The 24,114-nt window shown below is 71.9% G+C and carries 22 protein-coding genes and 1 tRNA gene; 13 read left to right on the forward strand and 10 right to left on the reverse strand.

All coding sequences use genetic code 11. The annotated features are described in order from the left end of the window. Positions 1-203: 203 nt before the first annotated feature. The gene (locus tag ABLE53_RS08410) at positions 204-1,694 is read left to right on the forward strand and encodes an NAD(P)/FAD-dependent oxidoreductase (RefSeq protein ID WP_348858346.1); all 1,491 of its coding nucleotides are present in this window, start codon (positions 204-206) and stop codon (positions 1,692-1,694) included. 16 nt (positions 1,695-1,710) lie between these two features. Here the strand turns inward: ABLE53_RS08410 and ABLE53_RS08415 are convergent, their stop codons facing one another. Both ABLE53_RS08415 and ABLE53_RS08420 read right to left on the reverse strand, forming a co-directional pair. After that, positions 1,711-2,178: a hypothetical protein gene (locus ABLE53_RS08415; RefSeq protein WP_348858347.1), complete on the reverse strand. Its 468-nt coding sequence runs from the start codon at positions 2,176-2,178 to the stop codon at positions 1,711-1,713. Positions 2,179-2,222: 44 nt separating this feature from the next. Continuing rightward, on the reverse strand, positions 2,223-3,389 hold the full coding sequence (locus tag ABLE53_RS08420) for an acyl-CoA dehydrogenase family protein (protein WP_348858348.1): 1,167 nt from the start codon (positions 3,387-3,389) through the stop codon (positions 2,223-2,225). Between the two features lie 103 nt (positions 3,390-3,492). On the opposite strand from ABLE53_RS08420, the gene ABLE53_RS08425 reads away from it, so the two are divergent. The 5 genes from ABLE53_RS08425 (at position 3,493) to ABLE53_RS08445 (ending at position 7,864) form a co-directional block, all read left to right on the forward strand. Next, complete coding sequence (locus ABLE53_RS08425; protein ID WP_348858350.1) at positions 3,493-4,821, forward strand: M20 family metallopeptidase; 1,329 nt, start codon at positions 3,493-3,495, stop codon at positions 4,819-4,821. A 324-nt stretch (positions 4,822-5,145) separates the two neighbouring features. Next, positions 5,146-7,134, forward strand: coding sequence for a hypothetical protein (locus ABLE53_RS08430; RefSeq protein ID WP_348858351.1), 1,989 nt, complete (start codon positions 5,146-5,148; stop codon positions 7,132-7,134). Positions 7,135-7,226: 92 nt separating this feature from the next. Continuing rightward, positions 7,227-7,299 (forward strand) — tRNA-Lys (locus ABLE53_RS08435). Positions 7,300-7,375: 76 nt separating this feature from the next. Next, entirely contained in the window at positions 7,376-7,612 is a 237-nt protein-coding gene (locus tag ABLE53_RS08440; RefSeq protein WP_348858352.1) for a hypothetical protein, read from the forward strand. Between the two features lie 15 nt (positions 7,613-7,627). Then, positions 7,628-7,864, forward strand: a complete 237-nt coding sequence (locus tag ABLE53_RS08445; protein WP_348858353.1) for a Prokaryotic metallothionein — start codon at positions 7,628-7,630, stop codon at positions 7,862-7,864. Between the two features lie 40 nt (positions 7,865-7,904). On the opposite strand, the gene ABLE53_RS08450 is transcribed toward ABLE53_RS08445, so the two are convergent. The 6 genes from ABLE53_RS08450 to ABLE53_RS08475 are packed head-to-tail and all read right to left on the reverse strand — an operon-like array spanning position 7,905 to position 14,799. After that, positions 7,905-8,741 (reverse strand): amidohydrolase family protein, encoded by an 837-nt coding sequence (locus ABLE53_RS08450; protein WP_348858354.1) that lies wholly within the window; start codon positions 8,739-8,741, stop codon positions 7,905-7,907. Further along, entirely contained in the window at positions 8,738-10,030 is a 1,293-nt protein-coding gene (locus tag ABLE53_RS08455) for an MFS transporter (protein WP_348858356.1), read from the reverse strand. Before ABLE53_RS08455 ends, ABLE53_RS08450 begins: the two co-directional genes overlap by 4 nt. Positions 10,031-10,088: 58 nt before the next feature. After that, positions 10,089-10,883 carry an SDR family NAD(P)-dependent oxidoreductase gene (locus ABLE53_RS08460; RefSeq protein ID WP_348858357.1) on the reverse strand — a complete coding sequence of 265 codons (795 nt, stop codon included), beginning with the start codon at positions 10,881-10,883 and terminating at the stop codon, positions 10,089-10,091. A gap of 14 nt (positions 10,884-10,897) precedes the next feature. Further along, the gene (locus ABLE53_RS08465; RefSeq protein ID WP_348858358.1) at positions 10,898-11,917 is read right to left on the reverse strand and encodes an ABC transporter permease; all 1,020 of its coding nucleotides are present in this window, start codon (positions 11,915-11,917) and stop codon (positions 10,898-10,900) included. 21 nt (positions 11,918-11,938) lie between these two features. Further along, positions 11,939-13,567: a sugar ABC transporter ATP-binding protein gene (locus ABLE53_RS08470; protein ID WP_348858359.1), complete on the reverse strand. Its 1,629-nt coding sequence runs from the start codon at positions 13,565-13,567 to the stop codon at positions 11,939-11,941. A gap of 20 nt (positions 13,568-13,587) precedes the next feature. Continuing rightward, positions 13,588-14,799, reverse strand: a complete 1,212-nt coding sequence (locus ABLE53_RS08475) for a sugar ABC transporter substrate-binding protein (RefSeq protein ID WP_348858360.1) — start codon at positions 14,797-14,799, stop codon at positions 13,588-13,590. A 169-nt stretch (positions 14,800-14,968) separates the two neighbouring features. Here ABLE53_RS08475 and ABLE53_RS08480 point away from each other — a divergent pair, with 169 nt between their 5' ends. The 6 genes from ABLE53_RS08480 (at position 14,969) to ABLE53_RS08505 (ending at position 20,732) form a co-directional block, all read left to right on the forward strand. Beyond that, a complete protein-coding gene (locus tag ABLE53_RS08480; protein ID WP_348858361.1) occupies positions 14,969-15,847 on the forward strand; it encodes a transketolase in 879 nt (292 codons plus the stop codon). After that, a complete protein-coding gene (locus ABLE53_RS08485; protein WP_348858362.1) occupies positions 15,844-16,872 on the forward strand; it encodes a transketolase family protein in 1,029 nt (342 codons plus the stop codon). Before ABLE53_RS08480 ends, ABLE53_RS08485 begins: the two co-directional genes overlap by 4 nt. Beyond that, a complete protein-coding gene (locus ABLE53_RS08490; protein ID WP_348858363.1) occupies positions 16,869-17,888 on the forward strand; it encodes a zinc-dependent alcohol dehydrogenase in 1,020 nt (339 codons plus the stop codon). The genes ABLE53_RS08485 and ABLE53_RS08490 overlap by 4 nt, the downstream gene beginning before the upstream one ends. A 65-nt stretch (positions 17,889-17,953) precedes the next feature. Continuing rightward, positions 17,954-18,814 carry an SDR family NAD(P)-dependent oxidoreductase gene (locus ABLE53_RS08495; protein WP_348858364.1) on the forward strand — a complete coding sequence of 287 codons (861 nt, stop codon included), beginning with the start codon at positions 17,954-17,956 and terminating at the stop codon, positions 18,812-18,814. After that, a complete protein-coding gene (locus ABLE53_RS08500) occupies positions 18,814-19,569 on the forward strand; it encodes an SDR family NAD(P)-dependent oxidoreductase (RefSeq protein WP_348858365.1) in 756 nt (251 codons plus the stop codon). The genes ABLE53_RS08495 and ABLE53_RS08500 overlap by 1 nt, the downstream gene beginning before the upstream one ends. A 20-nt stretch (positions 19,570-19,589) precedes the next feature. Next, positions 19,590-20,732, forward strand: coding sequence for a mandelate racemase/muconate lactonizing enzyme family protein (locus ABLE53_RS08505; RefSeq protein ID WP_348858366.1), 1,143 nt, complete (start codon positions 19,590-19,592; stop codon positions 20,730-20,732). A 2-nt stretch (positions 20,733-20,734) separates the two neighbouring features. Here the strand turns inward: ABLE53_RS08505 and ABLE53_RS08510 are convergent, their stop codons facing one another. Further along, a complete protein-coding gene (locus ABLE53_RS08510) occupies positions 20,735-21,247 on the reverse strand; it encodes an Lrp/AsnC family transcriptional regulator (RefSeq protein WP_348858368.1) in 513 nt (170 codons plus the stop codon). Between the two features lie 141 nt (positions 21,248-21,388). Between ABLE53_RS08510 and hppD the strand changes: the two genes are divergently transcribed. Continuing rightward, positions 21,389-22,612: a 4-hydroxyphenylpyruvate dioxygenase gene (gene hppD / locus ABLE53_RS08515; protein ID WP_348858369.1), complete on the forward strand. Its 1,224-nt coding sequence runs from the start codon at positions 21,389-21,391 to the stop codon at positions 22,610-22,612. Here hppD and ABLE53_RS08520 read toward each other — a convergent pair. After that, on the reverse strand, positions 22,609-24,090 hold the full coding sequence (locus ABLE53_RS08520) for an MFS transporter (protein WP_348858370.1): 1,482 nt from the start codon (positions 24,088-24,090) through the stop codon (positions 22,609-22,611). The genes hppD and ABLE53_RS08520 overlap by 4 nt on opposite strands. Positions 24,091-24,114: the final 24 nt, after the last annotated feature.

Genomic DNA, 24,114 nt, shown 5'->3' on the forward strand with positions numbered 1-24,114 from the left:
GAGTACGGGACGCATCTACCCACGCAATGTGGCGGTCAAACCGAATTCTCCGCACATTTTCGTGGTTGCAAAGTCCCGGCTCGACATGCGGGACCTGGGCGGGTGCGATGTGAGGATGCAGACGGCCCCCTGGGTTACCGGGTGGTGGACCGACGGGCAGAATAGGGAATGGAACGATCTAACCCCCGTGGGAAGGGTGAGGCATGGCAGCCAACCAGCCAGAGATCCAGCAGGCGTCCGCCGCTCAGGGCTCGGGCAAGCACCGCGTCGTGATCATCGGGTCGGGCTTCGGCGGCCTCTTCGCCGCGAAGGAGCTCAAGCGCGCCGACGTCGAGGTGACGGTCATCGCCCGCACGACCCACCACCTGTTCCAGCCGCTGCTCTACCAGGTGGCCACCGGCATCCTCTCCCAGGGCGAGATCGCGCCGCCGACCCGCGAGGTCCTCCAGCATCAGAGGAACACCACCGTCCTCCTCGGGGACGTCATCGACATCGACCTCACCAACAAGACCGTCACCTCCGAGCTGCTCAACCGGCGTACGGTCACCGGCTACGACTCGCTCATCGTCGCCGCCGGCGCCGGCCAGTCCTACTTCGGCAACGACCAGTTCGCCGAGTTCGCGCCCGGGATGAAGAGCATCGACGACGCGCTTGAGCTGCGCGGCCGGATCTTCGGCGCCTTCGAGCTCGCCGAGATCGGTGCCGCCCGCGGCGAGAACGTCGACAACCTGCTGACCTTCGTCGTGGTCGGTGCGGGCCCCACGGGCGTCGAGATGGCCGGCCAGATCGCCGAGCTCGCCCGCCGTACGCTCAAGACCGACTTCCGCCACATCCAGAGCCAGAAGGCCCGCGTCGTGCTGGTCGACGCCGCACCGCAGGTGCTGCCGCCGTTCGGGGAGAAGCTGGGCGAGAAGTCCCAGAGGGCCCTCGAGCGGACCGGGGTCGAGGTCATCCTCGGCGCGATGGTGACGCGCGTCGACGAGCAGGGCCTGGAGATGAAGTTCAAGGACGGTACGACGCAGCGCATCGACTCGGTCACGAAGGTCTGGGCCGCCGGGGTCCAAGCCTCCGAGCTCGGCAAGACCCTGTCGGAGCAGACCGGCGCCGAGCTCGACCGGGCCGGCCGGATCGCGGTCAACCCCGACCTGACGCTGCCCGGCCACCCCGAGGTGTTCGTGGTCGGCGACATGATCAATCTCAACCACCTGCCCGGCGTTGCGCAGGTCGCGATCCAGGGCGCCAAGCACTCCGCGAAGACGATCAAGAACCGGCTCAAGGGCAAGCCGGACCCAGGCGACTTCAAGTACTTCGACAAGGGCTCGATGGCCACCATCAGCCGCTTCAACGCGGTGGTGAGCATGGGCAGGTTCAAGCTCTCCGGGTTCCTCGCGTGGATGATGTGGCTGGTCGTGCACCTCGCCTACATGACGGGGTTCCGCAACCGGCTCACCGCGACGCTGCACTGGTTCATGTCGTTCATCGGCCGGGACCGGTCCGAGCGGACCACCACGATGCAGCAGATCTTCGCCCGGTCCGCCCTCGAACGCATCGAAGGCGGCGCCGCCGGGCTGGTCTCCCCGCCCGGCGAGGGCGACCGGCTCATCGAGGAGCGCCGCCGCGAGCTCGAGGAGCAGGCGGCCGAGGAGGCCCGGCTCACCGACGAGCACGAGCGCGGGGTCACAACGCCGAGCTGAGCGGGCCCGTCCCGCGTCAGTCCGGGTCGACGTCGCGGCGGTAGTACCTCAGCACCCGCATGAACTCCGCCGGGTCGACCATGGACGCGTCGACGACGTACGGCGCCAGCGACCGCCTCTGGAACAGCACCTTCCAGCGGCGGCTGCCCGGGCGGCCGACGACCTCCAGCCGGGTGTCCGGGCTGGCCAGGTCGAAGGAGGTGCGGCTTCCGCCGCGCCGGATCTCGAGCAGCCCGCCGGTGACGGTCAGGGTGGCGAGCGCGGAGCCGGCCCGGACGGCGTACGTGATCGCGGTGAGGCCGACGGCGACCGCCGCGAGCTCGTAGCCGAAGACGGTGCGCTCGCGCCAGGCGTCGACGAGCAGCACGACGGCCGAGGCCGCGGCCAGCACGAGCAGCGTCGTCAGCAGCCGGCGGGCCTGCTTGCGCGGCCTGAAGAAGATGGTGCGCGGCAGTGCGTCGTGCCGCTCGTCGAGGTCCCCCATGGCGGCAGGGTAGGTCCGCCTTCCGGACCCCGCAGGAAGTTCGCTCAGGCCGTGACGATGGTCCCTGAACCACCCTTGTCCAGCGCGCGCGAGATGACCATCCGCTGGATCTGGTTGGTCCCCTCGAAGATCTGCATGACCTTGGCCTCGCGCATGTAGCGCTCGACCGGGAAGTCCCTGGTGTAGCCGTAGCCGCCGAGCACCTGGACCGCGTCGGTCGTCACCTTCATCGCGTTGTCGGTGGCCACCAGCTTGGCGACCGACGCCTCGGTGGAGAACGGCAGCCCGCGGTCGCGGAGGGTGGCGGCCGCCTGCAGCGTCGCCCGCGCCGAGACGACCGCCGCCTCCATGTCCGCGAGCACGAACGCCAGCCCCTGGTGGTCGATGATCCGCTTCCCGAAGGTCTCCCGCTCACGGGCGTAGGCGACCGCCCGGTCGAGCGCGCCCTGGGCCAGCCCGGTGGCGACGGCCGCGATGCCGAGCCGTCCGGAGTCGAGCGCCGCGAGGGCGATGCGCAGGCCCTCGCCCTCGCCGCCGATGAGTCGGTCGGCCGGGACGCGTACGCCGTCGAAGCGCATCGTGGCGGTCGCGCTGCCGGTCAGCCCCATCTTACGCTCGGGCGGGTCAGCGGTGAGGCCGTCGGCGTCGGCCGGCACGAGGAAGCAGGAGATCGCGCTCCTCGGCTCGCCGGTGCGCGCCAGCACGGTGTAGAAGTCGGCCTTCCCGCCGTGGGTGGTCCATGCCTTGGCGCCGGTGATCACCCAGGCGTCGCCGTCGCGCACCGCCCGGGTCTGCATCGCCGCGGGGTCGGAGCCCGCATGGGGCTCGCTGAGGCAGTAGGCCCCCAGCAGCTCGCCGCCGAGCATGTCGGGCAGCCACTGCTTCTTCTGCTCGTCGGTGCCGAAGGTGGCGAGCGGGTAGCAGGAGAGGGCGTGCACCGAGACGCCGACGCCGATCGACGCCCACGCCGCGCCGAGCTCCTCGAGCACCCGGAGGTAGTCGGCGTACGAGACCCCGCCGCCGGCGAACTCCTCGGGGTAGGGGAGGCCCAGCACTCCCGTCCGGCCCAGCAGCGTGAACATGTCGCGCGGGAACGCCTCGTCGGCCTCGGCCGCGGCCGACCGCGGTGCCAGCTCCTCGGCCGCGATCTCCCGCACGAGACGCAGCAGCTCGGCGGTCTCCTCGGAGGTGACGACGTGGCGTGCGGGCATGGCCCCAGCGTAATCCGTGGACGTCCTAGCAAACAGCCGGATGCCCGACTCCGCCACGGCTGCTACGGTGCGCGGACCGCCGACCCTCGGACCCAGGAGAGCGATGCGCGAGCCGCACCCCGTCGATCCGTTCGTGCTGCGTCAGCTCGACGTCGAGACCGAGGCCCGGGCCCGGGCGTCACGGGCGGTCGCGTCCAGCGCGGCGGGCGCTCCCGACGAGGTCCTCCACAAGCTGGCGAAGGCCGTCGACGGGCTGCGCGACGAGCTGCTCACCGCCTCGCACGACCTCGCCGAGCACCCGGAGGTCTCCTTCGAGGAGCACCGCTCGGCGGCGGCGCTGGCCGACCTCGTCGAGGGCCACGGCGTCGCGGTCACCCGCGGTGCCCACGGCCTCGAGACCGCGCTGCGCGCGGAGGTCTCCGGCGGCGACGGGCCGACGATCGCGATCCTCTCGGAGTACGACGCGCTCCCCGGAGTCGGCCACGGCTGCGGCCACAACGTCATCGCGACCGCCGGCCTCGGCGCCTTCCTCGCGCTGGCCGCGCTGGCGGGCCACTCGGGCGAGCGCCTGCCCGGCCGGGTCGTCTGGCTGGGCACCCCCGCCGAGGAGGGCGGCGGCGGCAAGGAGCTGATGGCCCGCGACGGTGCCTTCGACGACATCGACGCGGCGGTGATGGTGCACCCGTTCGGCTACGACCTCGCCGAGCCGGTCTTCCTCGGACGCCGCCAGCTCCGCGTCACCTACACCGGCATCGCCGCCCACGCCTCGATCCAGCCGTTCATGGGCCGCAACGCGCTCGACGCCGCCCACCTGCTCTACACCGGCGTCGCGCTCAACCGGCAGCAGATGCCGCCGTTCGACCGGGTCCACGCGGTCATCAGCGACGGCGGCGTGCGCCCCAACGTCATCCCCGAGCGGGCCGAGGTCGTCTTCTACGTCCGCAGCCAGTACGCCGAGGAGCTCTCCCTGCTGAGCACCCGGCTCGAGGAGATCGCTCACGGCGCCGCCCTGATGACCGGCTGCGGCGTGGAGCTCGCCTGGGACGAGTCGCCGGCGTACCTCCCGCTCCGCAACAACACCCCGCTGGCACAGGCCTGGAACAGGCGGTACGCCGAGCGCGGCCGCTCGCTCCTCGCGGCCGGGGTGCTCCCCGACCTGCTGGCCGGCTCGACCGACTTCGGCAACGTCTCCTTCCGGATCCCCGGACTGCATGCGATGGTCAAGATCGCCGAGCCGCAGGTGTCGCTGCACAGCCACGAGTTCGCCGCCGCCGCGGTCACCGAGGCGGCCGACGCGACCGTGCTCGACGCGGCCTACGGCCTCGCCGGCGTCGCCGCCGACTACCTCTGGGACGGCGAGCTGCGGCAGGCCGTCGCCGACGACTTCGCGGCGGCGGGCGGCGCGGTGGACGTCTCGACGTACTTCGACTGAGACCGGTCCACCGGCAGCGACTCCTGATCGCTCGATCAGTGGGTCCTCAGACGTCTCCGGCACGTCCGAGGGCCCACCGTCCCTCGGCTCGTCCGCCGCGCCGCACGCCCGTACGACTCCCATCGTGCGGGCGCTGGCCTTTGTCCGCAGCGAGCCATGAATAGTTCATGAGATAGTGCGGAAATAGATCAGCAGAATTCCCCATTCTTGTTGCGCACGTCACATCCCGGTGCCACGATCACCACCATTCTCGGGCTGCTCGGCGGCATCTGGCATCGGGCTGGGTGCCGGTTGTTCACGTTTGTTCATGAACGGAGTGCGCCGATGGCGTCGCAACTTCCTTCGGACGACCGCGCCCTCGGGCGCGGCGTACGACCCCTTCTGACCCGGCGCCTGGCCTTGCAGGCCGGCGCCGTCACCATGGCCGGGCTCGTGCTGAACCGCCCGGTCCCCGCCCGTGCCGCAGCGGCGGGCAGCTACCCGTCCGTCGCCGAGCTCCCGCCCGGGGCACCGAAGCGAGAGACCTTCGAGAAGCAGGAGCAGGGTCTGGCGGCGTACCTGATGATCCTCGCGCCGATGGCCAACGACATCGTCACCGACGGATCGGACCTGCACGGCTGGATGTCCGGCGGCTGGTGGCGCTCGCCGTCGGCCAGCTACAACGCCCGCGTCATGGAGCACGTCGCGACGCTCGCGTGGTTCTACGCCAACGAGCGGCCGTGGAACCCCTACCACCTCGACCAGGCGCTCGGCGATCGGCTGGACGCGGCGATCGGCTACTACCTGGGGCTGCAGCACGACGACGGGACCTTCCCGGAGACCTCGCTGAGCCAGCACGGGAAGGCAGCCACCGCTTTCGGGCTGACGGCGCTGTCCACGACGCTCCGCGCGCTGAGCGGTGCGGGTGCCTATCCGGAGCGTCGGGAGCAGATCCGGTCGGCCCTCGGTGCCGCGGCGGACTGGGTGCTCGACGAGACGAACGCCGCGATGTGGACGTACGGCTCGAGCGGTGCCGCCAACCAGTCGGCGGCCGCGCTCGTCGGGGCGTACGAGGCCGCCGTCGCCATCGGGGACGACGTACGCCGGCAGAGCGCCGTCGACCGGATCGGGCTGCTGGCGCAGACCTGCCAGTCGGCCGGCGGCTGGTTCCACGAGTCCGACGGCTTCGACCAGGGCTACAACTTCGGCGTCGAGCTGCCGGACCTCGGGCACCTCTACGCCCTCACCGGGGACGAGCGCGTCGCGGCGATGGCGCGGAGCTTCGCCGACTTCCTCCAGTACGTCGCGCTCGACGAGCCCGACAGTCCCGGACCCATCCTCGCCGCGGCGTTCTCCTCGCGCACGAACCCGGTCGGCAGCGTCCGGGACTTCGAGCCGCCCGACGACGACAGCCGGGCCGAGGTGAACGAGCTGCTCGCCGCGGCGCCGCTCCTCGGCGCCTTCCGCCCGGCCTCCCAGGACGTGCAGGCCAGCCAGGTCGCGTGGGGGAAGTCGAGCGAGGCGGTGGCGCCGCGCGCCAAGCAGGACACCTCGCCCCGGCTGTGGATGTATGAGCTCCTCGCCCCGAAGGGGCTGGACGTCAACGAGAAGGCCCGCCGGGCCGCGCAGCTCGCCCCGGTCGCCAACAGTCGGTTCACCGAGCCGCGGGTCGGGGAGTTCCACGACATGCAGTTCCTCTTCGTACGCCGCCCCGCGTACTACCTCGCCGCGCTGTACGGCGAGCCGTCGTCGGTCTCCGTCCGGGTCGGTCCGCAGCTGCTCTGGCACCCCGACGCCGGCACCGTCGTGCTCGGCTTCAACGGCAACACGACCGACTCCTTCTGGGGGACGCTCACCCCGGGCAGCGGGACCTCCGACGCCCGGGAGCACCTTGCGGTGTCCTACGCCGCCGGCGGCGCCGCTGTCGGTGTCGACCAGCTGCGCGGGGCCACCGGGGACCTGACGATCACGACCCGCGGCGCCTCGACCGGCGTGGTCACCACGACCACGATCGCCGACGACGGGTTCGTCCGCGACGTCGACGCCGGCTTCCGCGCCTACGAGCAGGTGCCGCTGCTGCTGCGCGAGGCCGACCAGATCGCGCTGGCCGGCTCGGACGCGTCCGCGTCGTGGGGCTCCTCGACGTCCACCACCGCGACCGGGGTGAGCATCACCCGGAGCGGCATCACCGTGACCTGGGACTGGGGCGAGCCCCTCGCCACGACGATCACCGCGAAGCCGGCGCGCCTCGCCTTCGCCGACGACGACCGGATGCAGCACCTGCTGCGGGTCACCCATCCCGGCACCATCCGGGTGCGCACGACCATCGCCTGATCGGTCGATCAGTGGGCCCTCAGACGGAGCCGGTACGTCTGAGGGCCCACCGTCGCTCTCCGGCCGCGCGGTGGCAGACTGTCGCCACGCACGGGCCTCTAGCTCAGTTGGTAGAGCACCGGACTTTTAATCCGAGGGTCGTCGGTTCGAGCCCGACGGGGCCCACCGAGTCGGCGTGTCGAGAATGGCGGTCCTCGTCGCGGTTACCGGAGACGGACGGACAACCACGAGGAGGACTGCAATGTCGCAGCGCACCGAGACCGGCCACACGACCGGCACCGCTGACAAGGACTACAACATCATCTGGTTCACCGAGGCGTGCCTGAGCAACGCGCTGAGGCTCGAGAACTACATTGAGGACGCCGAGCGCGCCGGTGACAGCGAGCTCGCGGACTTCTTCCGCAAGGCGCAGTCGGACAGCCGCAAGGGTGCCGAGCAGGGCAAGGAGCTGCTCGCGCGACGCCTGCAGGCCGTCTGACCCCGGAGGTCGACCATGGCGGTGTGCGAGGTCTGCGGGAACGACTACGACAAGAGCTTCGACGTACTGGTCGCGGGAGCGCAGCACACCTTCGACAGCTTCGAGTGCGCCATCCACGCGCTCGCGCCGGTCTGCGAGCACTGCGGCTGCCGGGTGATCGGGCACGGCGTCGAGGTCTCCGGCCACTTCTACTGCTGCGCGAGCTGCGCGCGCATGTCCGAGGAGGGTGCGGCGGTCCAGGACCGGGTCTGAGCCGAATCGCGTGTAGCCCTAGGGCTACGTCGCGCGAGTGCTAGGTCGCGCGCGGCTCGAAGCCGTACGCGATCTCGCCGTTGGCCACGGTGACCTGCTCAAGCAGGTCCTCGTCGCCCTCGAACCAGACGTCGAGCTCATCGAGCAGTTCCCGCGCGGTCGGGGGCCGGATCGGTGCGGCGACGTGCGGCCAATCCGATCCCCACAGCAGCCGGTCGGGGACCTCGGCGAGCAGACGGCGTACACGCGGAGCGACCCGGTGGCCCGCCTCGGCGGGCTCCTCCTCGGTAACCCGCGCGGCACCGGAGAGGGTGATCCAGGCCTGGCCGTCACGGGCGAGGCCGACGAGTGTGTCGATCGCGGCCGCCTCGTCGTGATGGCCCGGCGGGAAGTAGCCGAGATGGTCGACGACCACGGGCACCGGGCTCGCCGCGACCGCCCGCGGGAGCCAGTCGAGATGGTCGGTCCATGCCGTCCAGATCTCGAGGTGCCAGCCGAGGTTGGCGGCCCGACGCGCCATCGTCCCGAGCGACGCCAGCGGCGCGCCGCCGGGAAAGCGGTCCTGCAGTCGCAGGGCACGTACGCCGTACGAGTGCAGCCGCAGCAGCTCGTCGTCGGTGGCGTCGGTGTTGACGACGGCGACGCCGCGCAGCTCGCGGTCGGAGTGCGCGAGGGCGTCGAGCAACGGCTCGTTGTCGGACCCGTGGGCAGATGCCGTCACGAGCACCCCGCGCCCGGCGCCGAGAGCCGCGAGGTGCTGCATGTACGCGGGCAGTGGCGCGTCGAAGATCGGGTAGCGCGCCCCGCGCACGCCGGTCCGGGACCCGTCGAGCACATGGCAGTGGTTGTCGATCGCCGCCGGTGGGAGACCGGTCACGCGAGGGCCTCGTCGACGGTGTCGATGTCCACGTCGTCCCGCTCGCGCACGACGAGCGCGCAGATGGCCAGCAGGGCGTACGCCGAGCCGGCGAAGACCGCGATCGCGGTACCGACCTCGATCCGGTCGGAGAGGAAACCGATGGCTGAGGGGAACAGCGCGCCGATCCCGCGGCCGAAGTTGTAGCAGAAGCCCTGGCCGGAGGCGCGGATGCGGGTGGGGTACTGCTCGGAGAACAGCGGGCCGAGCGAGCTGAAGTACGCCGCAGAGAACATCCCGAGCGGGAAGCACAGCACGGTGAACACGGCCGTCGAGGGATGGAGCAGGGTGAACACCAGCGAGATCGCGAGGGCGAGGATCGAGGTGACCACCAGCGTCCAGCGCCGCCCGAGCCGGTCGGAGAGGTCCGCCCCGAGCAGGTATCCGACGAACGCGCCGACGATGACGACCGCGAGCGTCCCGCCGAGAGCGAGGACCTCGAGTCCGCGCTCCTCCTCGAGGAACTGGGGAAGCCACGTGGTGAGCGCGTAGTAGCCGCCCTGTGCGCCCACCGCAATGAGCGAGCAGAGCACGGTACGGCCGAGGAACTCGGGGTGGAAGATCTGCAGCACGCCGGCCAGACCGGGCCGTGGCCCGGCCGTACGACGCGCGAGCGGCGGCTCCTCGACGTGGCGCCGGATGTAGAGCACCAGCAGCGCGGGCAGCAGTCCGGCCCAGAACATGATCCGCCACAGCCAGTCGTCGCTGACCCCGTCACTGACCACGACGTACAGCACGACCGCGGCGCCCCAGCCGACCGACCAGGCGGCCTGGACCCCGCCGACGGCCCGGCCCCGGATGCCGGCCCTGACGGTCTCGGCCATGAGCACGGCGCCAACGGCCCACTCGCCTCCGAAACCGAGGCCCATCAGCGCGCGCAGTCCGCCGAGCTGGAGATCGTCCTGCGCGAACCCGCAGGCGCAGGCGAAGACCGCGAACCAGCAGACGGACACCTTGAGCATCGTGATCCGCCCGAACCGGTCAGCGAGGAGCCCGGCGACCCACCCGCCGAAGGCCGAGCTGACCAGTGTGATGGTGGCGATCGTGCCGGCCTCGCCGTTGCTGGCCAGGAACCCGGTCGAGAGCAGCACCGTGAGGACGAGGCTGAACATCTGGACGTCGAAGGCGTCGGTGGCCCAGCCGCCGAAGCACGCCCAGAACGTACGACGCTCGTTGGGCGACATGTCGGCGTACCAGAGCCGCCCCCGTCGGGCGGTCTTCGCCGCCTCGGTGCTCGTGTCAGCGTCCATGCTCTCGCCGCGGTACCCGATCCCGCGGCGTGGCAACGGTCCGCGAAGCGGCACCGGGTCAGATCGCCTCCGGACCCTCGCGCAGCGCAGGGGCCTGGAGCATGGCGCCGCCGTCGACGGTGTAGACGCCTCCGGTCATGAAGCTGCCGGCGTCGGAGGCGAGCAGGAGGGCGAGGCCGCGGACCTCGTCCGGCTCGCCCATCCGGCCGAGCGGGACCATCGAGGACCACATCGCCTCGCCCGCGGGGTCGATCGGGCCCTCGCCGCCGATGTTGGTGCGGAACGGGCCGGGGGCGATGGCGTTGACGCGTACGCCCCAGCGGGCCAGGTCGAGGGCGGCCTGGCGGGTCAGGTTGACGACGCCCGCCTTCGCGACGACGTAGGAGTACGAGACGAGCGGGTCGGCCCGCAGCCCGGCGGTCGAGGCGGTGAGCACGATGCTGCCGCGGCGGCGCGGCTTCATCAGCCGGGCGGCGGCGCGGACCGTGCGGAGCACGCCGTGGAGGTTCACGTCGACGAGCGCGTCCCAGTCGTCGAGGTCGAACGTCTCCAGCAGGCCGCGCTCGTCGCCGGGACCCGGACCGCGGGCGATCCCGGCGTTCGCGAAGACCGCGTCGAGCCCGTCGCGCCGGGCGGCGACGTCGTCGAGGAGGGCGTCGACCGCCGCGGTGTCGCGTACGTCGAGCTCGGCGGTCTCCAGCCGCTCCGAGCCGAGCTCGGCGGCGACCTTGGCGAGCCGGTCGGTGGAGACGTCGGCCACGACGACGTGCGCGCCGGCATCGTGCAGGCCCTCGACGATCGCGCGGCCCAGCCCGGACCCGCCGCCGGTGACGACGGCGGTCCGGTCGGACATGTCGAAGAGGGGGTTCACCGGTTCCGCCGGATCTGCCGCGAGAGTACGACGGCGAGGACCAGCGCGGCGCCGTAGAACAGCTGCTGCACGTAGTTCTGCGCGCCGAGGATCTGCAGCCCGATCGTGCCGGTCGCCAGGAAGTAGACCGCCAGGCCCGTGCCGAGTGCGTTGAACCGGCCGGGCTTGATGCTGGTCGCGCCGAGGAACACCGCAGCGTACGCCGGCAGCAGGTAGGGCCCGCTCGCGGTGGGGTCGGCCGAGCTCGTGGTGCCGAGGAAGAGCAGCCCGGCGATGCCCGCGATCAGCCCGCCGAGCACGTAGCCGCCGAAGCGGATCCGCGACACCCGGATCCCGGAGAGCCGGGCGACGTCGCGGGACTGGCCGACGAAGAGCGCCCGCAGCCCGAGCGGGTGGTAGGTGGTGACCCACCAGATGACGAGCATGATGATGACGCCGTACCAGAACTCGAAGGGCACGTCGAAGAGCTTCGCGCTGAAGGTCCACCGGGTCAGGTCGCCGTCGATGCCGACGATCGTCTTCGACCCGGCGACGTAGTAGATCAGGCCGGTGAAGACGGTGCCCATCCCGAGCGTGGTGATCAGGGCGTTCGTGTCGCAGACGACGACGAAGAACCCGTTGACGATGCCGGCGAGCAGGGCGACGGCGACGCCGATGAGGCTGGCGACCCAGATGTTCATCCCCTGCGAGGTGTTGAGGTCGCCGACCACGACGGCGGTCAGCCCCATCACCCCGCCGAGGGAGAGGTCGAAGTCGCCGGTGATGGACGGCATCAGCGCGGCGAGCGCGAGCACGAACAGCACGGCCTGCGAGCCGAGGATGTTCGAGACGTTGGACCAGGTGGCGAACTGCTCGGGCCGCAGCACCGAGAAGAAGACGATGATCGCGACGAACGCGACCGGGAGGGCGAGCCGCTCGGCGAGGACGGCGAAGCTGCGCTCCTCCTGCGCCTGCCGCGGGCCGGCGGGCTTCGGTGTGGGTGTCTTCGCGGGGGAGGACACCTTGGTGGTCGACATCGCGCGTTCCCCTCTCGGCGGTCAGGCGCCCGGGACGTCCGCGAGGACGGACGCCGCGTTGGTGGAGTACTGGTAGACGGAGGTGCTGATCCGGTCCTCGGTGACGTCCTCGCCGGTGAGCTCGGCGCGGATGACGCCGTCGGCCATGACGAGCACGCGGTCGCAGACCGTGGCCAGCTCCTCGAAGTCGTTGGACACCCAGAGCGTGCCCATGCCGGTCGCGGTCGCCTGCCGGACGTGCCGGTAGATCGACGCGCGCGCGGCGACGTCGACGCCCTGGGTCGGCTCGTGGAGGAGCAGCAGCCGCGGCTCGATCTCCATCCACTTCGCGAGCACGACCTTCTGCTGGTTGCCGCCGCTGAGCCGGCCGAGCAGCGCGGACGCGTTCCGCGGGCGTACGTCGAACTTCTCGAGCAGCTCGCCCACCCGCGACCGCACCCGCTTGAACCGGATCCCGCCGAGCCGGGTGTAGCGGTCGTTGACCAGGATGGTGGCGTTCTCCCCGACGGTCATCGACGCGGCGATGCCGTCGCGCCTCCGGTCGGCGGGGACGAGCGCGATCCGGTGCTGGACGGCCTCGGCCGCGGTGAGCCGCGTCAGCCGGAGCGGCCGCCCGTCGATCGTGAGGGTCCCGCCGGTGGAGCGGTGCGCACCGAAGCAGAGGTACGGCACCTCCTCCGCGCCCGACCCGAGCAGGCCGGCGATGCCGACGATCTCTCCGGCATGAACGGTGAGGTCGGCCCGCTCGACGCGGCCGCCGGACAGCCCGGACACCCCGGCCACGACCGGCAGCTCGGCGGCCGGTGGTTCGTCGTCGGTCTCCTGGCGGCGGTACGTCGCGCCGACGAGCCCGGCCGACTGCCCGACGATCATCTCGATGAGCTGCTCGTCGGTGACCTCGTCGAGACGGGCCTCGCCGGCGACGACCCCGTCGTGGAGCACCACGGCGCGGTCGCACAGCCGGCGTACGGCGTCGAGGTCGTGGGAGATGAAGACGACGCTCGCGCCGTCGCGCACGATCGTCCGGACCAGGTCGAAGAGGAACTCGACCTCGTTCTCGGGCAGGAACACCGTCGGCTCGTCGAGGAAGAGGATCGACTGGCCGACCGTGCCCTCCTCGCGGAACCGGCGCTGCTCCTCGGCCGCGCGCACGATCGCGACCAGCGCCTGGCCGACCGGGGGCAGCTCGTTGATGGTGAGCAGCGGGTCGACGTCAACGCCGTACTCCCGCAGGAGGGTGCGCACGCGCCTGGTCTCCTTGCGCCAGCTGATCATCCCGCGCCGGGTGGCGGCGTCGCCGACCATGAGGTTCTCGACGACGCTCAGCGTCCGGGCGAGGCCGAGGTCCTGGTGGACGAAGCTCAACCCGAGCTCGCGGAACTGCCCGGGCGCGAGCGGCAGGGGCACGTCGGCGCCGGAGAGCCGCAGCGTGCCGCCGGGCTCGGGCACGTTGACCCCGGCCAGCACCTTGACCAGCGTCGACTTGCCGCAGCCGTTCTCGCCGAGGAGCGCGACGATCTCGCCCGGGTAGACGTCGAGGCCCACCCCGTCCAGCGCGTGGAAGAGCCCGAAGCGCATGGTGATGTCCCGCAGCTCCAGGACCGGCGCCGCGCCCGTGCCAGCTCCTCCGCGCGGGGCGGGGACGGCCACCCCGCGCGGGTCCTCGGTGCTCAGCTGACCCCCCAGAGCTTCTCGTACTCGGTCTGGAAGTCGGTCCCGAAGCCGTTGTTGACCTTCGTGACCTCGTCGTGGTTGCTGAGCGTCCACAGCCGGGACGGGTCGCCGTCCTTCGACGGAGGTACGGCGCCGGCGCCGCTCAGCACCCGCAGGGTCTGGTCCATCGTGGCGTACGCCCGCCACAGCTGGGTCGGGCCGACGTCGGCCTTCATCGGGATGCTGTCGCCCATCGCCTTGACGTACTCCGGCGTGCCGCCGTAGGCGCCGTAGATGAAGACGTCGTCGCGGCCGCTCGCCCGGATGCCGGCGGCGGCCGGTGGGACCTCGCCGTCGAAGATCGGGATGACGGCCTTGATGTCCGGGTTGGCCTGGAGGGCGGAGCTGACCGCCGACTGCACCTTCGTCGCCCAGTCGGGGACGGCGATGTTGGTCGTGGTGACCTTGCAGTCGGGGCAGTACTTCTTGAACTCGCCCTTCAGCGCGCCGTACATGTCGACCCCGCTGGGGACGTCGTTGGACGTGATCACGAAGGCGTGGAACGGCTCCTTGCGGTTGTCCAGGATCGCCTTGTCGATCGCCCAGCGCATCGCCTCCATGTTGGGCAGGTTGGTCTGCGCGGTCACGAGCGGATTGGTCGCCTCCCCCTTCTCGATGTCGGTGAGGCCGGAGTCGATCACGGCGATGCCGGCCCGCTTGGCGGCCTGCAGCTGCGGGCCGATGAGGTTCGGGTCGATGCCGCACACCAGGACGATCGCGTCGTAGTGCTGGCTGATCGCCTGCTGGATGCCGGGGATCCAGCCCGACGCGCCGCCGCTGTTGTCGAAGACCTTGCCCGACATCCCGACCTTCGGGGCCAGCTTCACGATCGACTCGGCGATCTGCTGGCAGACCGGCAGCTGGCTGGCGGTCGGGATGACGAAGAGGCGCTTGCCCTTCGCCTTCGAGATGTCGAACGCCTTGCCCGGGCTGACGAACTGCGGGACAGCCTCGGCCTTGTCGACGATCGACGACAGCTGGTCGTACTGCGCCTGGGAGAGGAAGCCGGTGTCGCTGCTGTCCAGGTCGTCGTCGCTGCCCGAGGCGCCCGAGCCCGTGTCGACGGCTCCGCATGCCGCGAGGGTGGCGGCCGCCGCTGCTGCCGCGACCGCCGTCGTGACGCTCCGCCATCTACCCCGAGACGAACCGTGTCCGGACTGGATCCTCATCGATCAGCTCCTCCGCTGAGGGTTCCTCGTGGCGAGGAAGGGCGGGGTTTGCGCGACTGTGTCGCCGGTCACATTCGATTGTCAACACTATGTATGACGATCTGAGGACACCTTCCACTGAGCGGGAGGCGGCTACTTCGGCCCGAGGATCCGTGGGCAAGGTGCAGGCATGCCCGTCGACACCGCGCCGGTCGGGTCGCGTCTCGAGCGCGCCCGCCCCGTCACACCCTCCGAGCTGCGGAACCGGGCCGACTGGATCCGCCTCCGGACCATCGAGCTGATCGACCAGGCCGGCCTCGGCCACTACGCCAGCACGTTCTCGTGCGCGGAGATCTACGCCGTCCTCTACTACCACTCGCTGCGGCTCGACCCCGCCCACCCGGACTGGCCCGACCGTGACCGGTTCCTGCTCGGGAAGGGCCACGTCGCGACCGGGCTGTGGCCGGTGCTGGCCGACCTCGGCTACTACCCGGAGGAGTGGCTGGCGAAGTTCGGCAGGATCGGATCGCCGCTCAACGACCACCCCAACATGCGGCTCGCCCCCGGCATCGACTTCAGCTCCGGTGCGCTCGGGCACAACCTCTCGGTCGCCACCGGCATGGCGCTGGCCGGGCGGCTCTCCGGCCGCGACTACCGGACCTTCGTGCTGACCGGCGACGGCGAGCTGCAGGAGGGTCAGGTCTGGGAGGCGGCCATGGCGGCCAGCCACTACGGGCTCGGCAACCTCGTCGCGGTCGTCGACGCCAACGGGCTCTCCGGCTCGGGGCCGACCTCGGAGGCGATGAACATCGAGCCGCTCGGCGAGCGGTTCGCCTCCTTCGGCTGGGACGTGCACGAGATCGACGGCCACTCCGTCGAGGCGCTCGTCGCGACCTTCGACGCCCTGCCGCCGGTCGACTCCCGCAAGCCGGTCTGCGTCATCGCCCGCACCCGCAAGGGGAGGGGCACCAGCCTCACCGAGGCGGCGCCGCAGGCCTGGCACCTCGGCCTCATGGACCCAGACCAGCGGGACCGGGCGATCCTCGAGATCAAGGAGCGGATGTCGTGACCAGCACCGACGCCAGCACCGATGCCCGGGCCGACGCCCCGACGATGGTCGACGTCTTCTCCGACGTCGACATCGACACCGAGCTGGCGACCAACCCGGCCGGCGTGGCGATCGCCCGGATGGCGGAGGCCAACCCGCGGATCGTCACGCTCACCGCCGACCTCTCGACCACGCTCGCCGACTTCCGCGAGCGCTTCCCGGAGCGCTACATCGAGCTCGGCATCGCGGAGACGAACTCGATCTCCGTCGCCGCCGGGCTCGCTGCCAGCGGCTTCCTCCCGTACGTCTACTCGATGTCGCCGTTCGGCGTCCTGAAATGCGCGGAGCAGCTGCGCACCGACGCGGCGTACAACCACCTGCCGCTGCGCCTCGTCGGCCGGCTCACCGGGCTCGCGATGGGCTGGTTCGGCACCAGCCACCACGCGGTCGAGGACGTCGCCGTCGGACGGGCGATCACCGGGCTCACCGTCCTCTCGCCGGCCGACAGCCAGTCGGTGCTCAGCCTGATGGCGGCGACCGAGGACCACCCCGGGCCGGTCTACCTCCGCATCGGGGAAGGGGCCGAACCGGTCTACGAGGAGCCGCCGACCTACGAGCGCGGGAAGTGGCTGCGGGTGCGCGACGGCGACGACCTCACCCTCCTCGCCCACGGCCTCGGGGTCGGGCTCGCCGTCCGGGCGGCGGCCGAGCTCGAGAAGCAGGGCGTCTCGGCCGAGGTCTACGACTGCGCCTACCTCAAGCCGTACGACGAGGAGGCGGTCCTCGCAGCGGCCGCGCACACCGGCCGGCTGCTCACCGTGGAGGACCACAGTCTCGTGGGCGGTCTGACCAGCATCGTCGCGGAGACACTGGGTCGCCACGGCGTCGTCGCCGAGCTGGCCCACGTCGCGCTGCCCGACGAGGACCTCGAGGTCGGCGCCCCCGCCGAGCTCTACGAGTACTACGGCATCACCGTCGACGGCGTCGTCCGGCTCGCCCTCGACCTGACGACCGGGGATGCGGCCGGGGACGGCGACGACCGATGAAGGCGGTCGTCTGCACCGCCGGCGGGACCGCGGTCGCCGACCTGCCCGACCCAGTCCCGGCCGCGGACGAGGTGGTCGTCGAGGTGGAGGCGTGCGGGCTGTGCGGCTCCGACGTGCACGCCGTCGAGCAGGGCCAGACGTACGACGGCCACGTGCTCGGCCACGAGTTCGGCGGCCGGGTCGTGGAGGTCGGCGCCGGGGTCGACCGCGGCCTGGTCGGGCAGGCGGTCGCGGTCAACCCGATCGGCGGCTGCGGCCGCTGCGCGGCGTGCGTGCGCGGCCTGCCGTTCCGCTGCAGCGTGCCGAACGTCGGCATCACCAGGCCCGGCGCCTTCGCGCAGTACGTCGCCGCGCCGGCCGCCCAGGTCGTCCCGGTGCCCGAGGACCTGCCGCTCGAGCGGGCCGCCGACGCCGAGCCGCTCGCTGTGGCGCTCGCCGCGGTCCGGCTGGCCCGGGTGCATCCCGGCGACGCCGCCCTGGTCTACGGCGTCGGCCCGATCGGCCTCAACGCGATCGTCGCGCTCCGCCTCGCCGGCGTCGAGCGGATCGTCGCGGCCGGCCGATCGCCCGGCCGCCGGGCGGCGGCCGCGCTGATGGGGGCCACCGACGTCATCGACACCCGCGAGGTGTCGGTCCGCGAGCACGCCGAGGCCGAGAAGCTGTCGTACGCCGCCGTGCTCGAGTGCTCCGCGGCGCCCGACGCGGTCCCGGACGCGCTGGGCGTGCTCGGCCCAGGCGGCGTGTGTGTCGAGGTGGCACTGGCCCCGCACGCCCCCGCCGTACCCCTCTTCCCGCTGCTCAGCGAGGGCCACACCCTCGTCGGGAGCTGCGCGTTCGACGCCCCCGACTACCGCGCCGCCGTCGACCACCTCGTGACCGGCCGCGCACCTACCCACGAGCTGGTCTCGGAGCAGGTGGACCTGCCCTCGACGCCCGACGCGCTGCACCGGCTGCGCACGCCGGGCGAGCTGGTGCGGATCCTGACCCGCCCGCAGCGGGTCCCGTCGACGGTCTGAGCCGGACGACCAGGACGACCAGGACGACCAGGACGACTCGGACGACTCGGACGATTGGAGAAGAGATGGAGCAGCTCACCGGCAGGGTCGCCGTCGTCACCGGCGCCGGCAGCGGCATGGGCGAGGCGTTCGCGAAGGCGTTCGCGGCCGAGGGCATGAAAGTCGTGGCCGCCGATATCCAGCGCGACGCGCTCGACGCGACGGTGGCCGACATCACCGCCCTGGGGCAGGAGGCCGTCGGCGTACCCACCGACGTCTCCAGCCTCCCCGCCGTCCAGCACCTCGCGGCCGCCGCCGTCGAGACGTACGGCGGCGTCCACCTGCTCTGCAACAACGCCGGGGTGGAGGGCTACCTCGACGGCCCGATCTGGGAGGCCACCGACAAGGACTGGGCCTGGACGGTCGACGTGAACTTCTGGAGCGTCGTCCACGGCATCCGCACCTTCGTGCCGCTGATGATCGAGAGCGGGCAGCCCGGTCACGTCGTCAACACCTGCTCGATGACGGCGGTGATCGCGGCGACCAACATGTACGGCATCACCAAGCACGCCGTGCTCGCGCTCTCGGAGGTGCTGCGCAACGACCTGCGCGAGCAGGAGCTGCCGATCGGCGTCACGGCGCTGTGCCCGGGCACGATCGCGACCAACCTGTTCCACGGCAGCCGCAACCGCCCCGCCGAGCTGCAGAACGAGGTCGAGACCTCCGGCGCCGTGCGCGGGCGTGAGCTGCGCGAGGAGATGCACGCGGTGCTCTCCGCCGGGATGCCGCCCTCGGAGGTGGCGGCGAAGCTGGTCGCGGCGGTGCGGGCCGACGCGCCCTACCTGCTCACCGACCACGAGTGGGACGAGCAGATCATCGAGCGCCACCGGAACCTGCTCGCGGGGGCCGTGGGACCGCTCGCGGGCGCGACCGGAGGAGCGGGCTGATGCGGTTCGACGGACAGGTCGCGATCGTCACCGGCGCGGCCGCCGGCTTCGGGCTGGAGGTGTCGAAGCGGCTCGCCGCCGAGGGCGCGCTGGTCACGATGGTCGACATCGCCGCCGACGAGCTGAAGGCGCAGGCCGCGGAGGTCCCCGACGCGCTGCCGATCGTGGCCGACGTACGCGAGGAGGCCGACGTCGACGGCTACGTCGCGCGCACCGTCGAGGAGCGCGGCCGGGTCGACCTCTTCCACAACAACGCCGGCATCGAGGGCCGGATGGCGCCGATGACCGAGCTCGACGTCGACGACTTCGACCGGGTCTGGGCGGTCAACGCCCGCGGCGTCTTCCTCGGCCTGCGCGCCGTGCTCCGGGTGATGAAGCCGCAGGGCTCCGGCGCCATCGTCAATACCGCCTCGCAGGCCGCCATCATCGGGGCGCCGACCTTCTCGCCGTACGTCGCCTCGAAGCACGCCGTCGCCGGCCTCACCCGGTGCGCGGCACTCGAGGGCGCGCCGTACGGCGTACGCGTCAACGCCGTCGCCCCCGGCCACATCGACACCCGGATGGCCCGCGACCTCACCCGGCAGATCAACCCCGAGGACCCCGACGCGGCGTACGCCGAGCTGTCCTCGCAGGTCCCGCTCGGCCGCTACGGCACCGCCGGGGAGGTCGCCGAGATGGTGGTCTGGCTGCTGTCGCCGCAGGCGTCGTACGTCTCGGGGTCGCTCCACCTCATCGACGGCGCGCTCAACGCCTGACCGATGCCGGACGCGCCGCGATGAACCCCGTCGTGTCGCTGACAGCGCGCCATCTCAGCGTGCCGTTCGAGGCCGGGGCGCCCGAGCTGGCGGTCGGGACGCCGCTGCGCCGCGACCTCGTGCTCGTCAGGGTGGAGTGTGCGGACGGCGCGGTGGGCTACGGCGAGGCGTTCCACGGCCAGGCCGGCGGCGCGGTCGCGGAGGTCGTCCGCACGACCCTGCAGCCCCTGGTCGTCGGCCGCCCGGTGGAGGACACCGCGGGGCTCAGCCGCGCGGTCCACGACCGATGCCTGTCGGGCAACGGCACCGGCGCCATCCGGCTCGCGCTCAGCGGCGTCGACCTGGCCATGTGGGATGCGCACGGGAAGTCCCTCGGCGTACCCGTCCACCGGCTGCTCGGCGGATCGGACACCGACTTCCCGGCGTACGCCGGCGGCTTCGCGCTCGGCTTCCAGCCGCCCGAGGAGCTGATGGCCGAGCTGGCGGCGACGCTGCAGCGGTCCGGCTGGAGGGCGGTGAAGATACGCATCGGTCGCGACCCGGTCGAGGACGTCGCGCGGGTCCGCGCCGCCCGGGAGGGGCTGGGGTCCGGGATGCGCCTGATGGTGGACGCCAACCTCGGCCAGCGCTACGAGATCGCCCGCATCGTGCCCGCCCTGCGCGAGCTCGACGTCGAGTGGCTGGAGGAGCCGTACGAGCGCACCGCCCGGCGCCGGTACGCCGAGCTGCGACGCACCGCCGGTGTGCCACTGGCCGGCGGCGAGAACCTGCACGGAGCCGCCGAGTTCCTCGACTGGATCGAGGCGGGCGCGCTCGACGTCGTCCAGCCGGACGCGAGCCGGACCGGCGGCATCACCGAGATGCTCCGCATCGCCGCCGTCGCCCGGGCCGCTGGGGTGCGCTTCGTGCCGCACATCTCCCACAGCGTGCTGAACCACGCGGCCGCGCTGCACGTCATGTCCGCGGTGGCCGGCGGCGACCTCGTCGAGGGCGACGCCTCGGTCGAGAACGGCTTCCGGGACGGCCCGATCTGCGGCGGCGTGACGTACGCCGACGGGCGGGCGGTCCTGACCGGCGGCGCCGGTCTCGGGGTCGACGTGGACGAGCACGCCCTCGACGAGCTGGCCGGCGGCCCGGGGTCACCGTTCCCGGCGACCCGCTGACCTCAGCGGTACGCCGGTGCCCGCGGCTCGCGCTGGTCGTCGGCGGTGGCGAGCAACGGGTCGGTGCGGCGCGGGATGAGGACCGCGAGCGCGACGACGCTGGTGGATCGCTCGACCACGGGGGAGCGGTTGAGGGTGAGCAGCACCTCCTGCAGCTCCTCGTGGGAGCGGGCGGCGACCTTGCACAGGACGTCGGAGGTGCCGGTGGTGGTGTAGGCCTCGAGCACGTGCGGGTTCGCCTCGAGCTCGGCGCGCAGCTCGTCGAGGTCGACCTGCGAGATCTCCAGGCTGACGAACGCCTGCACGGCGAAGCCCGCGGCCGCCACGTCGACGGTCGGTCCCCAGCCGGCGATGACGCCCGCCTCGGCCAGCCGGGCGAGCCGGCTCTGCACGGTCGCGCGGGCGACCTTCACCGTCCGGGAGAGCTCGAGGTCGCCGGCCCGGGGGTGCTCGGCCAGCGCGGTCAGCAGGGCCCGGTCGAGGCTGTCGACGGCGTACGGCGCGGAGGGTGGCACAGGTCACAAACTAGTCGATCTGACCAGTTCCGGTCGCCCCGAGATGGCCGGAACCGGCATTCCGACGAGTCGCGACTGCCCTGCTTGCGCACCCCCGACGGCGTACGCACGATCGTGCCAAGCCCGTCCGGAAGGAGCGCCATGACCACCCAGACCCGCTCGGAGCAGGCCCCGTCGGATCCGTTCGGCCTCACCGACGAGGAGCGCCTCGCCAGCCTCGACCTCGACACCCTCAAGCAGCTCGTCGGCCTGGTGGAGTACGACGACGCGAGCGACCCGTTCCCGGTCACCGGCTGGGACGCGATCGTGTGGGCCGTCGGCAACGCCACCCAGTCGGCCCACTACTTCCAGAGCGCCTACGGCATGGACCTGGTGGCGTACGCCGGCCCGGAGACCGGCAACCGCGACCACGTCTCCTACGTGCTGACCAGCGGCGCGGTCCGGTTCGTGATCCAGGGCGGCGCGGGCGCCGACAGCCCGGTCGCGCAGCACCACGCCCGGCACGGCGACGGCGTCCTCGACATCGCCCTCGAGGTCCCGGACGTCGACCGCTGCGTCGCCCACGCCCGCGCGCAGGGCGCCACGGTCCTCGAGGACCCGCACGACGTCTCCGACGACCACGGCACCGTCCGGGTCGCGGCCATCGCGGCGTACGGCGAGACCCGCCACACGCTGGTCGACCGGTCCCGCTATTCCGGTCCCTATCTGCCCGGCTACGTCGCGCGTACCTCCACCGTGGCGGACCGTACGCCGGTCTTCCAGGCCCTCGACCACGTCGTCGGCAACGTCGAGCTCGGCCGGATGGACGAGTGGGTCGGCTTCTACAACCGCGTCCTCGGCTTCACCAACATGGCCGAGTTCATCGGCGACGACATCGCGACCGACTACTCCGCGCTGATGTCCAAGGTCGTCGCCAACGGCAACCACCGGGTGAAGTTCCCGCTCAACGAGCCCTCGCCGGGGAAGCGGAAGTCGCAGATCGACGAGTACCTCGAGTTCTACGGCGGCCCCGGCGCCCAGCACCTCGCCCTCGCCACGGGCGACATCCTCGCGACCGTCGACACGCTGACCGCGCGGGGCGTGGAGTTCCTCTCGACGCCCGACTCCTATTACGAGGACCCCGAGCTGCGCGCCCGGATCGGCGAGGTCCGCGTGCCCGTCGACGAGCTGCAGCGGCGCGGCATCCTGGTCGACCGCGACGAGGACGGCTATCTGCTGCAGATCTTCACCAGGCCGATCGGCGACCGGCCCACGGTCTTCTTCGAGTTCATCGAGCGGCACGGCTCGCTCGGCTTCGGCAAGGGCAACTTCAAGGCCCTCTTCGAGGCGATCGAGCGGGAGCAGGAACGCCGCGGCAACCTCTAGCGCGCCTCGACCGGCTCGCCGTGGGGCTCCGGCTGCCGGCGGTGCGGCACGGTGAGGACCAGCACCGCGGCGAGCACCGCGGCGACGGCGCAGACCCCGAAGAGCCAGCGGTACGCCGTGAGGCTCGGCGCGCCTCCGACGACCTGGCCGTCGACGACCTGGTAGACGAGCGAGCTCGCCAGGATGCTGGTGCCGACCGCCGTCGCGAGCGTGCTGCCGAGGCTGCGGAAGAGCGTGTTGAGGCCGTTGGCCGCGGCGATCTCCGAGGGCGGCGTGTTGGCGTTGATGAGCGAGGGCATCGCGGCGTACCCGATCCCCGTGCCGGCGCCGATGATCGTCGTGGCCACGACGATCTCCCACAGCTCGGCGGAGAGGAAGATCCGCAGCACCCAGCCGACGGCGACGACGCTCGCGCCGATCGCCAGCGTCTGCGGGGCGCCGCGCAGGGCGATCAGCCGGGCCGCGACGGGGGAGAAGAGCAGCATCGCGATGCCGCTCGGCAGCAGGGTCAGGCCGCCGACGAGCAGGCTGACCTCGAAGCCGTAGCCGGTCCATTTGCCGGCCTCGACGAAGGTCGCCGTGCCGATGAACGACGCGAACAGCGCGAAGCCGAAGCAGATCGAGGCGAGGTTGGTCATCACGATCGGCCGGCGGCGCAGAGCGGTCAGGTCGACCAGCGGCTCCCGCCTGCGGAGCTCGACGAGCGCGAAGAGCACGAGAAGGACGACCGCGGCGGCCAGCAGGATCCACACCCGCGGCGAGCCCCAGCCCCAGTCGTGTCCCTGCTCGAGCGGCAGGATGAGACAGACCAGGCCGGCGGACATGAGCACGGCGCCGGGCAGGTCGACGTGACCGCCGGCGTGGAGCTTCGACTCGGGCACGATCGCGAGCACGCCGGCGAAGGCGATCGCGCCGACGACCGCGGTGATCCAGAACAGGACGTGCCAGTCCCAGTTCTGCGCGACGAAGCCGGCGAGCGGGAGGCCGAGCGAGCCGCCGACGCCGAGCATCGCGCTGATGAGCGCGACCGACGCACCGACCCTCTCCCGCGGCATCAGGGTCGCGAGCAGGCTGATGCCGAGCGGGATCGCGGCCGCCGAGGCACCCTGGATCGCCCGGCCGACGACCAGCAGCGCGAAGTTCGAGGTCACGGCGTCGACGAGCGAGCCGACCGTGATCGCGCCGAGCGCGACCAGCAGGATCTTCCGCTTCCCGAACATGTCGCCGAGGCGGCCCATGATGGGGACGCCGACGGCCGCCACGAGCAGCGTCGCCGTCAGCAGCCAGTTGGTCTTCTCGCCGTACTCCTCCTGCAGGTCACCCAGCACCGGCACCAGCACCGACTGGCTCAGCGAGACGACGAGCGCGCCGAGGCCGACGATGAGCAGCTCGAGGTTGGCGCGGCCGGAGGAGGTGTGCGAGCGGAGCTCGGCGTCCTCGGCCTCGGCTCCGGGCGCCAAGGCTTCACGGTCGGACATGGGCGTCCTTTCACGGAACGTACG

Origin of the sequence: Nocardioides asiaticus, from assembly GCF_040049175.1 — a bacterium.
GTDB classification, from domain to species: Bacteria; Actinomycetota; Actinomycetes; order Propionibacteriales; family Nocardioidaceae; genus Nocardioides; species Nocardioides cheoyonin.

What these genes read in the sequence shown, in the direction of transcription:
- ABLE53_RS08410 (WP_348858346.1), top strand. Translation starts at nt 204, where the DNA reads ATGGCAGCCAACCAGCCAGAGATCCAGCAGGCGTCCGCCGCTCAGGGC.
- ABLE53_RS08415 (WP_348858347.1), bottom strand. Translation starts at nt 2,178, where the DNA reads ATGGGGGACCTCGACGAGCGGCACGACGCACTGCCGCGCACCATCTTC.
- ABLE53_RS08420 (WP_348858348.1), bottom strand. Translation starts at nt 3,389, where the DNA reads ATGCCCGCACGCCACGTCGTCACCTCCGAGGAGACCGCCGAGCTGCTG.
- ABLE53_RS08425 (WP_348858350.1), top strand. Translation starts at nt 3,493, where the DNA reads ATGCGCGAGCCGCACCCCGTCGATCCGTTCGTGCTGCGTCAGCTCGAC.
- ABLE53_RS08430 (WP_348858351.1), top strand. Translation starts at nt 5,146, where the DNA reads ATGGCGTCGCAACTTCCTTCGGACGACCGCGCCCTCGGGCGCGGCGTA.
- ABLE53_RS08440 (WP_348858352.1), top strand. Translation starts at nt 7,376, where the DNA reads ATGTCGCAGCGCACCGAGACCGGCCACACGACCGGCACCGCTGACAAG.
- ABLE53_RS08445 (WP_348858353.1), top strand. Translation starts at nt 7,628, where the DNA reads ATGGCGGTGTGCGAGGTCTGCGGGAACGACTACGACAAGAGCTTCGAC.
- ABLE53_RS08455 (WP_348858356.1), bottom strand. Translation starts at nt 10,030, where the DNA reads ATGGACGCTGACACGAGCACCGAGGCGGCGAAGACCGCCCGACGGGGG.
- ABLE53_RS08460 (WP_348858357.1), bottom strand. Translation starts at nt 10,883, where the DNA reads ATGTCCGACCGGACCGCCGTCGTCACCGGCGGCGGGTCCGGGCTGGGC.
- ABLE53_RS08465 (WP_348858358.1), bottom strand. Translation starts at nt 11,917, where the DNA reads ATGTCGACCACCAAGGTGTCCTCCCCCGCGAAGACACCCACACCGAAG.
- ABLE53_RS08475 (WP_348858360.1), bottom strand. Translation starts at nt 14,799, where the DNA reads ATGAGGATCCAGTCCGGACACGGTTCGTCTCGGGGTAGATGGCGGAGC.
- ABLE53_RS08480 (WP_348858361.1), top strand. Translation starts at nt 14,969, where the DNA reads ATGCCCGTCGACACCGCGCCGGTCGGGTCGCGTCTCGAGCGCGCCCGC.
- ABLE53_RS08490 (WP_348858363.1), top strand. Translation starts at nt 16,869, where the DNA reads ATGAAGGCGGTCGTCTGCACCGCCGGCGGGACCGCGGTCGCCGACCTG.
- ABLE53_RS08495 (WP_348858364.1), top strand. Translation starts at nt 17,954, where the DNA reads ATGGAGCAGCTCACCGGCAGGGTCGCCGTCGTCACCGGCGCCGGCAGC.
- ABLE53_RS08500 (WP_348858365.1), top strand. Translation starts at nt 18,814, where the DNA reads ATGCGGTTCGACGGACAGGTCGCGATCGTCACCGGCGCGGCCGCCGGC.
- ABLE53_RS08505 (WP_348858366.1), top strand. Translation starts at nt 19,590, where the DNA reads ATGAACCCCGTCGTGTCGCTGACAGCGCGCCATCTCAGCGTGCCGTTC.
- hppD (WP_348858369.1), top strand. Translation starts at nt 21,389, where the DNA reads ATGACCACCCAGACCCGCTCGGAGCAGGCCCCGTCGGATCCGTTCGGC.
- ABLE53_RS08520 (WP_348858370.1), bottom strand. Translation starts at nt 24,090, where the DNA reads ATGTCCGACCGTGAAGCCTTGGCGCCCGGAGCCGAGGCCGAGGACGCC.